This is a genomic window from Actinokineospora sp. UTMC 2448 (genome assembly GCF_024760565.1).
Lineage (GTDB): Bacteria > Actinomycetota > Actinomycetes > Mycobacteriales > Pseudonocardiaceae > Actinokineospora > Actinokineospora fastidiosa.
In genome coordinates this window covers 4,299,828-4,313,004 of record NZ_CP031087.1, presented here as the reverse complement: position 1 = coordinate 4,313,004, position 13,177 = coordinate 4,299,828, and the positions used below count along the sequence as shown (strand labels likewise).

Here is a 13,177-nt window from a genome sequence, read left to right as displayed (position 1 = left end):
CGCGGCGATGCGCGCCGCCTTGGCGCGGGCCGCGGACGTGCACGGCACGACCAGCCCGAACCCGCCGGTGGGCTGCGCCGTCCTGGACGCGTCCGGGCAGGTCGTCGGCGTCGGCGGGACCCAGCCGCCCGGCGGACCGCACGCCGAGGTCATGGCGCTGCGCGCGGCGGGGGAGCGGGCCGGGGGCGGGACAGCCGTCGTCACCCTGGAGCCCTGCGCCCACCACGGCCGGACCCCGCCGTGCACGGACGCACTGCTGGCCGCGGGCGTCGCGCGCGTCGTCTACGCCGTCGGCGACCCGAACCCGGTCGCGGCGGGTGGCGCTGAGGTGCTGGCCGCCGCGGGCGTCCGCGTCGAGGGCGGGCTGCTGGCCGAGGAGGCCCAGCGGGGCGCGCTGCGCGCGTGGCTGCACCGGCAGCGGACCGGCCGCCCGCACGTGACCTGGAAGTACGCGGCCTCCCTCGACGGCAGGGTCGCCGCGGCCGACGGCACCAGCCGGTGGATCAGCTCGGCGACGTCCCGCGCCGAGGTCCACGACCTGCGCACCCGGGTCGACGCCATCGTCGTCGGCCGCGGCACCGTGCTCGCCGACGACCCGGCGCTGACCGCGCGGGACGCCTCCGGCGCGCTGCTGGACCGCCAGCCCCTGCGCGTGGTCGTCGGGACCGGCGACCTGCCGCCGGGGGCGAAGGTCCTCGACGACACCGCGCCGACCCTGCACCTGCGCACCCGCGACCCGCGCGAGGTGCTGGCCGCCCTGGACGAGCGCGGCGCCGTCGACGTGCTGCTGGAGGGCGGGCCGACCCTGGCGGGCGCGTTCGCCGAGGCGGGCGCGGTGGACCGGGTGCTGGCCTACATCGCCCCCGTCCTGCTGGGCGGCGGGCCTGTGGCGTTGGGCGCATCGGGCGTGTCGACTATCACCGAGGCCCACCGGATGGTCGTGGAACAGGTCACCATGTGTGGACCGGACGTGCGCGTCAGCGCCGTGCCGGCCGCGGAGCAGTGAGGAGGACGCCGGTGTTCACCGGGATCGTGGAGGAGCGCGGCGAGGTCGTGGCCGTGGCCGACCTCGCCGACGCCGCGCGGCTGACCATCAGGGGCCCGCTGGTCACCGCGGACGCGCGCATCGGCGACTCGATCGCGGTCAACGGCGTCTGCCTGACCGTGGTGGAACTCGACGGCGGCACGTTCACCGCCGACGTGATGCGCGAGACCCTGGTGCGCACGAGCCTGGACAAGGTGGCCGACGGCGACCCGGTCAACCTGGAGCGGGCCGCCGCCGTCGGCGCCCGCTTCGGCGGGCACATCGTGCAGGGCCACGTGGACGGGACGGGCACGATCGTCTCCCGCGAGCCGTCCGAGCACTGGGAACTGGTCCGGGTCGGAATGCCGGAGCGGCTGGCGCGTTATGTCGTGGAGAAGGGCTCCATCACCGTCGACGGCGTCTCGCTGACCGTCGTGGAGGTCGGGTCCGACTGGTTCACCGTGAGCCTGATCCCGGAGACCCTGCGCGTCACCACGCTCGGCGTCCGCGGGATCGGCGACAAGGTCAACCTCGAAGTGGACGTCATCGCCAAGTACGTGGAGAGACTGGCCTCACCCCACCTGGGGGCCGTCGCGAAGGAGGTCGCGGGTGAGTGACTTCGCCGCCATCGAGCGGGCAATAGAGGCCGTCGCCGAGGGCAAGCCGGTGATCGTCGTCGACGACGAGGACCGCGAGAACGAGGGCGACCTGATCTTCGCCGCGGCGAAGACCACCCCGGAGCTGCTGGCCTTCATGGTCCGCTACACCTCCGGCTACGTCTGCGTCGCGCTGACCGACGCCGACTGCGAGCGGCTGAACCTGCCGCCGATGTTCCACACCAACCAGGACGGCCGCGGCACCGCGTACACCGTGACGGTCGACGCCAGGGAAGGCGTCTCGACCGGCATCTCGGCCACCGACCGCGCGCACACCATCCGCCTGCTCGCCGACGAGAAGTCCACGGCGGACGACTTCACCCGGCCCGGCCACGTCGTGCCGCTGCGCGCCAAGGAGGGCGGCGTGCTGCGCCGTCCCGGGCACACCGAGGCAGCCGTCGACCTCGCCCGCATGGCCGGGCTGCGACCTGCGGGCGTGCTGTGCGAGATCGTGTCCCAGAAGGACACCGGCGACATGGCCCGGCGCGACGAGCTGGAGGTGTTCGCGGCCGAGCACGAGCTGGAGATCATCACCATCGCCGACCTGATCGCCTACCGGCGGCGCACGGAGAAGCAGGTCGTGCGGGTGGCGGAGGCGCGCATCCCGACCACGCACGGCACCTTCCGCGCGGTCGGCTACGACAGCCTGCTCGACGGCATCGAGCACGTCGCGCTCGTCTACGGCGAGATCGGCGACGGCAACGACATCCTGGTCCGCGTGCACTCGGAGTGCCTGACCGGCGACGTGTTCGGCTCGCTGCGCTGCGACTGCGGCCCCCAGCTGGACGCGGCGCTGGAGGCGGTGGCCAACGAGGGCCGGGGCATCGTGCTCTACATGCGCGGGCACGAGGGCCGCGGCATCGGCCTGATCCACAAGCTGCAGGCCTACCAGCTGCAGGACAAGGGCGCCGACACCGTGGACGCCAACCTCGCGCTGGGCGTGCCCGCCGACGCGCGCGACTACGGCACGGGCGCGCAGATCCTGGTCGACCTCGGCGTGCGGTCCATGCGGCTGCTGACGAACAACCCGGCCAAGCGGGTCGGCCTCGACGGCTACGGGCTGACCGTGGTCGACCGCGTGCCGCTGTCGGTGTGGCCCAACCCAGAGAACCTGCACTACCTGCGCACCAAGCGGGACCGGATGGGCCACGACCTGGCCAACCTGGAACAATTCGACACCACGCAGGCGACTTCCGGGGAGGGAACCGCGTGAGTGGCGCAGGCAGGCCCGAGGCCGTCGTCCCGAACTGCGAGGGCATCCAGCTGGCGGTGGCGGCCACCCGGTGGCACGCCGAGATCACCGACAGGCTGCTGGAGCGCGCGCTCGCGGCGGCGGACGAGGCCGGGATCGCCGAGCCGACGGTCGTGCGGGTGCCCGGCGCGATCGAGCTCCCGGTGGTCTGCCAGGAACTGGCCCGCCACCACGACGCCGTGGTCGCCCTCGGCGTGGTGATCAGGGGCGGCACGCCGCACTTCGAGTACGTGTGCGACGCGGTGACCGCGGGCCTCACCAGGGTGTCGCTGGACGAGTCCACCCCGGTGGGCAACGGCGTGCTGACGGTGAACAACGAGGAGCAGGCGATCGACCGGGCGGGACTGCCCGGGTCGGCGGAGGACAAGGGGTACGAGGCGTGTCTGGCGGCGTTGGAGTCCGCGCTGGTGCTGCGGGGTCTGCGGCAGCCGTGGACGGAGCAGGGGTTCCGGTGACGGTCCGTCCCGTGAAGGTGCGGTGGGTCGCCGCGGGCTTCGCGGTGGTGTTCATCGCGGTGTTCACGGTGGTGGCCGTGTTGTTGAAGAACACGCCCACGGGGGTGTTCTTCCAGACGTCCGACCAGGTAGCGATGGTCGGCATCGGCGTGCTGCTGGCGCTGGGCGCGCTCTGGTTCACGTGGCCGAAGGTGAGCGCGGACGAGTCCGGCGTCGTCGTGCGCAACATGCTCGGCGCGAAGACCATCCCGTGGTCGGAGATCGTCGCGGTGTCCTTCCCCGACGGCGCGTCCTACGCGCGGCTTGAGCTGCCCGACGACGAGTACATCGTCCTGATGGCCGTGCAGTCGATCGACCGCGAGCGGGCCGTCCGCGCGATCCGCGAGCTGCGGAAGCTCCACAAGGCGGCCGTGGGCTGAACCGTCCGCCCTGCGGGCACGTAACGGTGGGTGTATCTCCTGTCCTGGAGTGCAGTTGTGTCGAGGAGGCTCCCGCGTGACCGCAGAACCCACCACCGAGACGGTCCGACCCCGACGGCAGGTCCTGTGCGGCCTGATGGTCGCCCTGCTCGCCCCCGGCGCCCTGGCGGCGTGCTCGACCGAGGCGCCCGCCCCCTCGGGCGGCCCGACGACGGGCGGCGGCGCCACCGGCGGCACCACCGGCGGCGGTGAGGGCGACGGCGCGCTGGCGTCCGTCGCCGACATCCCCGACGGCGGCGGCGTGCTGGTGGACGGCCCGGACACCCAGATCCTGCTGGTCCGCGACGGCGACGCGGTCAAGGCGTTCAACCCGGCCTGCCCGCACCAGGGCACCATCGTCAGCCCGCCGTCGGGGGGCACGATCACCTGCCCCAACCACGGCAGCACCTTCGACGCCGCCTCCGGCGCCGTCACCCGGGGCCCGGCGACCTCGGGGCTGGCGGAGATCCCGGTGAAGGTGGACGGCGGCAAGGTCACCCTCGCCTGATCCCGGCTCCGGCCCGGTCACCGCGACCGGGCCGGAGCCCGCCGGGAGATCGCCTCCGGCATGGCCCCGCCGCGCTGTCGGTAGCGGGTCGTAGGGTTGACGCGTGCCCGACCCGTCCACCTATCGCCCGTCCGCCGGGTCCATTCCCGACGCGCCGGGGGTCTACAAGTTCCGCGACCCCAACGGCCGGGTGATCTACGTCGGGAAGGCCAAGAGCCTGCGGTCGCGGCTCAACTCCTACTTCGCCGACGTCGCCTCCCTGCACCCGCGCACCCGCCAGATGGTCACCACGGCGGGCGCGGTCGAGTGGACCGTGGTGACGACCGAGGTCGAGGCGCTCCAGCTTGAGTACAACTGGATCAAGGAGTTCGACCCGCGGTTCAACGTCCGCTACCGCGACGACAAGTCCTACCCCGTGCTCGCCGTCACCCTCAACGAGGAGTACCCGCGGCTGCACGTCTACCGCGGCGCCCGCAAGAAGGGCGTGCGCTACTTCGGCCCGTACGCCCACGCCTGGGCCATCCGGGAGACGCTCGACCTCCTCCTGCGCGTCTTCCCCGCCCGCACGTGCTCGGCGGGCGTCTTCAAGCGGCACGGGCAGATCGGGCGGCCCTGTCTGCTCGGCTACATCGACAAGTGCTCCGCCCCCTGCGTCGGCAAGGTCGACGCCGAGGGGCACCGGGCGATCGTCACCGACTTCGCCGACTTCCTCTCCGGCAAGACCGACTCGATGATCCGCAGGCTGGAGCGGGAGATGGGCCAGGCGTCGGCGGCATGGGAGTTCGAGCGCGCCGCCCGCCTGCGCGACGACATCGCCGCGCTCAAGCGGGCGATGGAGAAGCAGGCCGTGGTCCTCGGCGACGGCACCGACGCCGACGTGGTCGCCTTCGCCTTCGACGAGCTGGAGGCCTCCGTCCAGGTCTTCCACGTGCGCGGCGGCCGCGTGCGGGGGCAGCGCGGCTGGGTCGTCGACCGGGTCGAGGACACCGACCGGCCGGTGGCCGACCTCGTCGAGCAGTTCATCGTCGGGTTCTACGGCGAGCAGGCCGACCAGGCCGAGGCCGACAGCCCGGTCCCGCGCGAGGTCCTGGTGCCCGAGCTGCCCGCCGACGCCGACGCGCTCGCCGACTGGCTGTCCGAGCTGCGCGGCGCCAAGGTCGGCCTCCGCGTGCCGCAGCGCGGCGACAAGCGCGCGCTCATGGAGACGGTCGAGCGCAACGCCAAGGAGGCGTTCACCCAGCACAAACTGCGCCGCGCAGGCGACCTCACCGCCCGCTCGGCCGCGTTGCAGGAGCTGCAGGACAACCTCGGCCTCGACTCCGCGCCGCTGCGCATCGAGTGCATCGACATCAGCCACATCCAGGGAAGCGACGTCGTCGCCTCGCTCGTGGTGTTCGAGGACGGGCTGCCGCGCAAGTCCGAGTACCGCCGGTTCGCGCTGCGCGAGGCCGCCACCGAGGGCGACGTGGCCGCCATCGCCGAGGTCGTCCGGCGCCGCTTCGCCCGGTACGCCGGGGAGACCGGCGGCCAGGACCCGACCCCGGGCATCGACCCGGAGACCGGCCGCCCGCGCCGCTTCGCCTACCCGCCGAACCTACTCGTCGTCGACGGCGCTGGCCCGCAGGCCAACGCGGCCGCCGACGTGCTCGCCGACCTCGGCATCACCGACGTCGCGGTGATCGGGCTGGCCAAGCGGCTGGAGGAGGTCTGGCTGCCCGCCGACCCCGACCCGGCGATCCTGCCGCGCACCAGCGAGGCGCTCTACCTGCTGCAGCGCGTCCGCGACGAGGCGCACCGCTTCGCGGTCGCCTACCACCGGCAGAAGCGCGCCAAGCGGATGACGGTCTCCGCGCTCGACGACATCCCGGGCCTCGGCCAGCACCGGCGCAAGGTGCTGATCAAGCACTTCGGCTCGGTGAAGCGCCTGCGCGCGGCCAGCGTCGAGGAGATCAGCGGCGTGCCGGGCATCGGCAAGGCCACCGCGGAGGCCGTGCACACTGCTCTCAACAGCGCGACCGAGGGGAAGGGCATGACACCGCCCAACGCGACCATGACAGCCACTCCCGGGGAGGCGGACCAGCCGTGACCGATCCGACTGTCAGTGCCACCAGCCCCGGCGGGACGGGGATGTCGGTCGCCGTCGTCACCGGGCTGTCCGGCGCGGGCCGCAGCACCGCGGCCAAGTGCCTGGAGGACCTGGGCTGGTTCGTCGTCGACAACCTGCCCCCCGAGCTGATCGCCACCATGGTCGAGCTCGGCTCCCAGGCCCGCGGCGCGATCACCCGCATCGCCGTGGTCATGGACGTGCGCAGCCGCGCGTTCACCCACGACCTCGACGCGATCATCAAGGACCTCGACGCCCGCGGCTACAAGCCGCGCGTGCTGTTCCTGGAAGCCACCGACGAGGTCCTGGTGCGCCGGTTCGAGCAGGTCCGCCGCGGCCACCCGATGCAGGGCGAGGGCAGGCTGATCGACGGCATCACCGCCGAGCGCGAGGTGCTCATGCCGCTGCGCACCGACGCCGACCTGATCCTGGACACCTCCACGCTGTCGGTGCACCAGCTGCGCGCCAAGATCGAGGACGCCTTCGGCACCGAGACCGACGTCGGCACCCGGGTCACCGTGCTCAGCTTCGGCTACAAGTACGGCCTGCCCATGGACGCCGACCTGGTCATGGACGTGCGCTTCCTGCCGAACCCGTTCTGGATCCCCGAGCTCAAGGAGCTGACCGGCCGCGACGGCGACGTGCGCAACTACGTGCTCAGCCAGGAGGGGGCCGAGGAGTTCCTCGACCGCTACCACGAGCTGCTGCGCCTCATCGGCGCCGGATTCCGCCGCGAGGGCAAGCGGTACCTGACCCTGGCCGTGGGCTGCACGGGCGGCAAGCACCGCAGTGTCGCCATCTCCGAGGAACTGGCGCGTCGGCTGAGCGACACCGACGGCATGGCGGTCAAGGTCGTGCACCGCGACCTGGGGCGCGAGTGACGGGACTGCGCGCGGTCGCCCTGGGCGGCGGGCACGGCCTGCAGGCCACGCTCGGCGCGCTGCGGACCATCACCGACGACATCACCGCGGTGGTCACCGTCGCCGACGACGGCGGCTCGTCGGGCAGGCTGCGCCGCGAGCTCGGCCTGCTCCCGCCCGGCGACCTGCGCAAGGCGCTGACCGCGCTGGCGGGGCCGGACGCCTGGCGGACCGTCTTCGAGCACCGCTTCGGCGGCACCGGCGCGCTGGCCGGGCACGCGGTCGGCAACCTGGTGCTGGCCGGGCTGCTCGAGGTGCTGGGCGACCCGGTCGCGGCGCTGGCCGAGGCCGGGCGGCTGCTCGGCGTCACCGGCCGGGTGCTGCCGATGTGCACCGAGCCGATGGACATCGAGGCCGACGTGACCGGGCTGGACGAGGACCCCTCGACCGTGCGGCGCATCCGCGGCCAGGTCGCCGTGGCCACCACGCCGGGCCGGGTGCACCGCATCCGGCTGTGCAACGCGCGCCGCCGCGGCGACCTGCCCACCGCCTGCCCGGACGCGGTCACCGCCGTCCGCGACGCCGACCTGGTGCTCCTCGGACCGGGGTCGTGGTTCACCAGCGTCCTGCCGCACCTGCTGGTCCCCGAACTGCACGACGCGCTCGTGGAGACCTCGGCCACCCGGGTCGTCGTGCTGAACCTGGTCCCCCAGGCGGGGGAAACCGCGGGCTTCTCGCCCGAGCAGCACCTGGACGTGCTGTGCGCGCACGCCCCCGGGCTGCGCGTGGACGCCGTGGTCGCCGACGCCGACGCCGTGCCCACCCCCGACCGGCTCCGACGTGCGGCGGGCGCGCTCGGCGCGCGGGCATGGCTGGACTCGGTCACCAACGCCGCCACCCCGGAACGGCACGACCCCGCCGCGCTCGGCGCGACCCTGGCCAGGGCCATCGCGGCCGTCCGCGCCCGCTGAGGACAGGCCCGACACGCCGGGACCGACACGCCGTGGTGGGATGTACGCCGGGAGCGCGTGGGAGAGGAGACCGGTTGTGGCGATGACCGCTGCCGTCAAGGACGAGCTGAGCAGGCTCGCGGTGTCCAAGACGTGTTGCAGGCGCGCGGAAGTCTCGTCGCTGCTGCGCTTCGCCGGTGGGCTGCACATCGTCGGCGGGCGGGTCGTGGTCGAGGCCGAACTGGACACCGGCTCGGCCGCGCGGCGGCTGCGCAAGGAGATCCACGACCTCTACGGCCACCACGCCGACGTCCACGTGATCACCTCCGGCGGCCTGCGCAAGGGGACCCGGTACGTGGTGCGCGTGGTCAAGGACGGCGACGGGCTGGCCCGCCAGACCGGCCTGCTCGACCCGCGCGGCCGACCCGTGCGCGGGCTGCCCGCGCCCGTCGTCGCGGGCGGGCTGTGCGACGCGGAGGCCGCGTGGCGCGGCGCGTTCCTCGCCCACGGCTCGCTGACCGAGCCCGGCCGCTCGTCCGCGCTGGAGATCACCTGCCCCGGTCCCGAGGCGGCGCTGGCCATCGTCGGCGCGGCCCGGCGGCTGGGCATCCAGGCCAAGTCCCGCGAGGTCCGCGGCGCCGACCGGGTCGTCGTCCGCGACGGCGACGCCATCGGCGCGATGCTGACCCGCCTCGGCGCGCACTCCAGCGTGCTGGCCTGGGAGGAGCGCCGGATGCGCCGCGAGGTGCGGGCCACGGCCAACCGGCTGGCCAACTTCGACGACGCGAACCTGCGCCGCAGCGCCCGCGCCGCCGTCGCCGCCGCCGCGCGCGTGCAGCGGGCCATGGAGATCCTGGGCCCCGACGCCCCCGACCACCTCGCCGCCGCAGGCGAGCTGCGCCTGAAGAACAAGCAGGCGTCGCTGGAGGAGCTGGGCCAGCTCGCCGACCCGCCGATGACCAAGGACGCCGTCGCCGGGCGCATCCGCAGGCTGCTGGCCATGGCCGACAAGCGGGCCAAGGACCTGGGCATCCCCGACACCGAGTCCGTCGTGACGCCGGAGATGCTCGAAGTCGACGCGTGAGCTGAGTCACAACCGGTATCTCCCGGCCGCGTCCCGCACTCCTGACTACCGGGAGCGCGGGTGCTGCTTGGGGGAGGAGCACCCGCGGGGGGATGAACGAAGCGGAGTCCGCCCGGCGTGGGGGCTGGCGGACTCCGCTTCGTTCCGTTCGGCGTCAGTCCGCGCGACGCCGGGGCGCCCAGACGATCAGGTTCGCGAACAGCGCGCCGAGGACGAGGACGCCCAGCATGACGCCGCCCACCCAGAAGGCCTGGTCGTTGTCGGCCAGCGCGGCGTCGACCACCTTCCCGTCCGCCAGGTCGTAGCGCACGGTCACCTGCTCACCCGGCTCCCGCGCGGGGCCGTTCTCCGAGAGCGTCGCCACCTGCTCGCTGCCGTCGGGCAGCCGGTAGGCGACCTTCACCGAGAAGCTCTTGCCTTCCCGTATCCGCTCCTGCACGACACCGGGCGCCGACGCCCACGACTGCTGCTCGGTCGCCGAGCGGATGACGGACACCAGCCCGACGACCGACCCGACCAGCACGAGCGCCGCCACGATCCGCCCGCCCCGGGACTTCAGCTTTCCGCCCACCGTTCCTCCTTCTCCGCCTCGACATCGCTGAGCGCGAGAGATCCGTGACAGGAGCGGTCATGTCCACGATGCGGTCTGGGGTATGGCGGACGGGGCGCAGGTCTGATTCGATAAAGAGACACTGCCGACCGGACCCTGCCGCGGCCCGCCCTGGCCGATAGGGTTCGAGCTTGGTAAAGAGCCCCAGTTCACGAGGAGACAAGACGGTGACGGTTCGAGTAGGCGTCAACGGTTTCGGTCGTATCGGTCGCAACTTCTTCCGGGCCGTGGCGGCCGGTGACCACGACATCGAGATCGTGGCCTTCAACGACCTCGGCGATGTGGCCACGATGGCGCACCTCCTCAAGTACGACAGCGTCCTGGGCAGGCTGCCGCAGGACGTCTCGGTGACCGACGAGGGCATCAAGGTCGGCGACCGCACGATCAGGGCCCTCGCCGAGCGCGACCCGGGCAAGCTGCCCTGGAAGGACCTCGGCGTCGACGTCGTGGTCGAGTCGACCGGCTTCTTCACCAACGCCGCCGACGCGCGCAAGCACGTCGACGAGGGCGGGGCGAAGAAGGTCATCATCTCCGCGCCCGCCAAGGGCGAGGACCTGACCGTCGTCCTCGGCGCCAACGAGGACAAGTACGACGGCTCGCAGACCGTCATCTCCAACGCCTCGTGCACCACCAACTGCCTCGCGCCGCTGGCCAAGGTCCTGCACGACGCGTTCACCGTGGAGCGCGGTCTGATGACCACCATCCACGCCTACACGCAGGACCAGAACCTGCAGGACGCCCCGCACAAGGACCTGCGCCGCGCCCGCGCCGCCGCGCTGAACATCGTGCCCACCTCGACCGGCGCCGCGAAGGCGATCGGCCTGGTGCTGCCCGAGCTCAACGGCAAGCTCGACGGCTACGCCCTGCGCGTCCCGGTGCCGACCGGCTCGGCCACCGACCTGACCGTCACCCTGGGCCGCGAGGTCAGCCTGGACGAGGTCAACGCCGCGTACCAGGCCGCGGCCGACGGCCCGCTGGCGGGCATCCTGCGCTACAGCGACGAGCCGATCGTCTCCGCCGACATCGTCACCGACCCGGCGTCGTGCATCTACGACGCGCCGCTGACCAAGGTCAACGGCAACCAGGTCAAGGTCGTCGGCTGGTACGACAACGAGTGGGGCTACTCCAACCGCCTCGCCGACCTGACCGCGCTCGTGGCGTCGAAGCTCTGATGCGCACGCTCGACGACCTGCTCGCCGAGGGGGTCGCCGGTCGGCGCGTGCTGGTGCGCGCCGACCTGAACGTCCCCCTGGACGGGCCCGAGATCACCGACGACGGCCGCGTGCGCGCGTCGCTGCCGACCATCTCCCGCCTGGCCGACGCGGGCGCCCGGGTGGTCGTGGCCGCGCACCTCGGCCGTCCGAAGGGCGCGCCCGAGGCCAGGTACAGCCTCGCCCCGGTCGCCCGGCGGCTCGGCGAGCTGCTGGACCGGCCGGTCGCGCTGGCCGAGGACGTCACCGGGCCCTCCGCCAGGGAGACCGTGGCGGGGCTGGCCGACGGCGGCGTCGCGCTGCTGGAGAACGTGCGGTTCGACGCGCGCGAGACGTCGAAGGACGCCGAGGAGCGCTCGGCGCTGGCCGAGGAGTTCGCCGCGCTGGCCGACGTGTTCGTCTCCGACGGGTTCGGGGTCGTGCACCGCAAGCAAGCCTCCGTCTACGACGTCGCCTCCAAGCTGCCCGCCTACGCGGGCGGGCTGGTGCTGGCCGAGGTCGAGGTGCTGCGCCAGCTGACCGGCGAGCCCAAGCGGCCCTATGTGGTGGCGCTGGGCGGCTCGAAGGTGTCGGACAAGCTCGCCGTCATCGAGTCGCTGCTGCCGCGCGTCGACACGCTGCTGGTCGGCGGCGGGATGTGCTTCACGTTCCTGGCCGCCGAGGGCCTGGGCGTGGGCGACTCGCTGCTCGAGGCCGAGATGATCGACACCTGCAAGCGGCTGCTCGCCGAGCACCCCGGCAAGATCCTGCTGCCAGCGGACGTGGTCATCGCCGACGACTTCTCGGCGGCGGCGAACACCCAGACGGTGCTGGCCGCCCAGATCCGCGAGGGCTGGAAGGGCCTGGACATCGGCCCGATCACCGTCGAGCGCTACGGCGAGGTGCTGCGCGGCGCGGGCACGGTCTTCTGGAACGGCCCGATGGGCGTGTTCGAGCTGGCGCCCTTCGCCGACGGCACGCGCGGCGTGGCCCAGGCGATCGTCGACTCCGACGCGTTCTCCGTGGTCGGCGGCGGCGACTCGGCAGCGGCGGTGCGGCTGCTCGGCCTGCCCGAGGACGGCTTCTCGCACATCTCCACCGGCGGCGGCGCGTCGCTGGAGTTCCTGGAGGGCAAGGACCTCCCCGGCGTGTCGGTGCTGGAGGGCTGATGGCGCGGCAGACGCTCATCGCGGGCAACTGGAAGATGAACCTCAACCACCTCGAGGCCATCGCCCTGGTGCAGAAGATCGCCTTCGCGCTGCCCGAGAAGTACTACGCCAAGGTCGAGGTGGCCGTGCTGCCGCCGTTCACCGACATCCGCTCGGTGCAGACCCTGGTCGACGGCGACAAGCTCCTGCTCAAGTACGGCGCGCAGGACATCTCCCAGCACGACTCCGGCGCCTACACCGGCGACGTGTCCGGCCCGATGCTCGCCAAGCTGGGCTGCTCGTACGTCACCGTCGGCCACTCCGAGCGCCGCGAGTACCACGGCGAGACCGACGAGCTGGTCAACAAGAAGGTCAAGGCGGCGCTCAAGCACGGGATCACCCCGATCCTGTGCCTGGGCGAGCAGTTGGACGTCCGCGAGGCGGGCAACCACGTCCAGCACTGCACCGACCAGCTGGTGGCCGGGCTCAAGGGCCTCAAGGCCGACCAGGTGGCCAAGGTCGTCGTGGCCTACGAGCCGGTGTGGGCCATCGGCACCGGCAAGGTCGCCACGCCCGCCGACGCCCAGGAGGTCTGCGCGGCCCTGCGCAAGCAGCTCTCGTCGTCCTACGGCGACGAGGTGGCCGCCACCGTCCGCGTGCTCTACGGCGGCTCGGTGAAGTCCAACAGCATCGGCGACCTGGTCGCCCAGGACGACGTCGACGGCGCCCTCGTCGGCGGCGCCAGCCTGCAGGGCGAGGAGTTCACCAAGCTCTGCGCCATGGCCGCGGGCGGCCCGCTGCCGTAAGTCAGTGCGAAAGGGGGAGCCCTGGTCAGGGCTCCCCCTTTCGTCGTCTTCGGTATCGCGCATTAATGCGAT

General features: G+C 72.9%; 14 protein-coding genes. 13 read left to right on the top strand and 1 reads right to left on the bottom strand.

The genetic code is table 11. From position 1 onward, the window contains the following. Positions 1-7 precede the first annotated feature (7 nt). From ribD to whiA, 10 genes are all read left to right on the top strand, one after another. Positions 8-1,006: a bifunctional diaminohydroxyphosphoribosylaminopyrimidine deaminase/5-amino-6-(5-phosphoribosylamino)uracil reductase RibD gene (gene ribD, locus Actkin_RS19600; RefSeq protein ID WP_258907959.1), complete on the top strand. Its 999-nt coding sequence runs from the start codon at positions 8-10 to the stop codon at positions 1,004-1,006. Between the two features lie 11 nt (positions 1,007-1,017). After that, positions 1,018-1,641, top strand: coding sequence for a riboflavin synthase (locus Actkin_RS19595; RefSeq protein WP_258903718.1), 624 nt, complete (start codon positions 1,018-1,020; stop codon positions 1,639-1,641). Then, complete coding sequence (locus tag Actkin_RS19590) at positions 1,634-2,893, top strand: bifunctional 3,4-dihydroxy-2-butanone-4-phosphate synthase/GTP cyclohydrolase II (RefSeq protein ID WP_189210975.1); 1,260 nt, start codon at positions 1,634-1,636, stop codon at positions 2,891-2,893. The genes Actkin_RS19595 and Actkin_RS19590 overlap by 8 nt, the downstream gene beginning before the upstream one ends. After that, a complete protein-coding gene (ribH, locus tag Actkin_RS19585) occupies positions 2,890-3,387 on the top strand; it encodes a 6,7-dimethyl-8-ribityllumazine synthase (RefSeq protein ID WP_189210974.1) in 498 nt (165 codons plus the stop codon). Before Actkin_RS19590 ends, ribH begins: the two co-directional genes overlap by 4 nt. Then, positions 3,384-3,806 carry a PH domain-containing protein gene (locus tag Actkin_RS19580; RefSeq protein WP_229786909.1) on the top strand — a complete coding sequence of 141 codons (423 nt, stop codon included), beginning with the start codon at positions 3,384-3,386 and terminating at the stop codon, positions 3,804-3,806. The genes ribH and Actkin_RS19580 overlap by 4 nt, the downstream gene beginning before the upstream one ends. Positions 3,807-3,882: 76 nt before the next feature. Next, positions 3,883-4,353: a Rieske (2Fe-2S) protein gene (locus Actkin_RS19575; RefSeq protein ID WP_258903717.1), complete on the top strand. Its 471-nt coding sequence runs from the start codon at positions 3,883-3,885 to the stop codon at positions 4,351-4,353. A 103-nt stretch (positions 4,354-4,456) separates the two neighbouring features. Beyond that, positions 4,457-6,439, top strand: a complete 1,983-nt coding sequence (gene uvrC / locus Actkin_RS19570; RefSeq protein WP_258903715.1) for an excinuclease ABC subunit UvrC — start codon at positions 4,457-4,459, stop codon at positions 6,437-6,439. Between the two features lie 41 nt (positions 6,440-6,480). Beyond that, on the top strand, positions 6,481-7,338 hold the full coding sequence (gene rapZ, locus Actkin_RS19565) for an RNase adapter RapZ (RefSeq protein WP_189211794.1): 858 nt from the start codon (positions 6,481-6,483) through the stop codon (positions 7,336-7,338). Positions 7,339-7,343: 5 nt separating this feature from the next. Next, entirely contained in the window at positions 7,344-8,288 is a 945-nt protein-coding gene (gene yvcK, locus Actkin_RS19560) for a gluconeogenesis factor YvcK family protein (RefSeq protein ID WP_189211793.1), read from the top strand. A gap of 76 nt (positions 8,289-8,364) precedes the next feature. Beyond that, positions 8,365-9,351, top strand: coding sequence for a DNA-binding protein WhiA (gene whiA / locus Actkin_RS19555; protein WP_189210971.1), 987 nt, complete (start codon positions 8,365-8,367; stop codon positions 9,349-9,351). 154 nt (positions 9,352-9,505) lie between these two features. Here the strand turns inward: whiA and Actkin_RS19550 are convergent, their stop codons facing one another. Then, on the bottom strand, positions 9,506-9,922 hold the full coding sequence (locus Actkin_RS19550; RefSeq protein ID WP_189210970.1) for a DUF3592 domain-containing protein: 417 nt from the start codon (positions 9,920-9,922) through the stop codon (positions 9,506-9,508). A gap of 206 nt (positions 9,923-10,128) precedes the next feature. Between Actkin_RS19550 and gap the strand changes: the two genes are divergently transcribed. Genes gap through tpiA form a run of 3 tightly spaced genes read left to right on the top strand, consistent with a single transcriptional unit; the run spans position 10,129 to position 13,105 of the window. Continuing rightward, positions 10,129-11,133 (top strand): type I glyceraldehyde-3-phosphate dehydrogenase, encoded by a 1,005-nt coding sequence (gap, locus tag Actkin_RS19545; protein ID WP_189210969.1) that lies wholly within the window; start codon positions 10,129-10,131, stop codon positions 11,131-11,133. Next, positions 11,133-12,320, top strand: coding sequence for a phosphoglycerate kinase (locus Actkin_RS19540; protein ID WP_189210968.1), 1,188 nt, complete (start codon positions 11,133-11,135; stop codon positions 12,318-12,320). The genes gap and Actkin_RS19540 overlap by 1 nt, the downstream gene beginning before the upstream one ends. After that, positions 12,320-13,105 (top strand): triose-phosphate isomerase, encoded by a 786-nt coding sequence (gene tpiA, locus Actkin_RS19535; RefSeq protein WP_189210967.1) that lies wholly within the window; start codon positions 12,320-12,322, stop codon positions 13,103-13,105. The genes Actkin_RS19540 and tpiA overlap by 1 nt, the downstream gene beginning before the upstream one ends. The last annotated feature ends 72 nt before the right edge of the window (positions 13,106-13,177 follow it).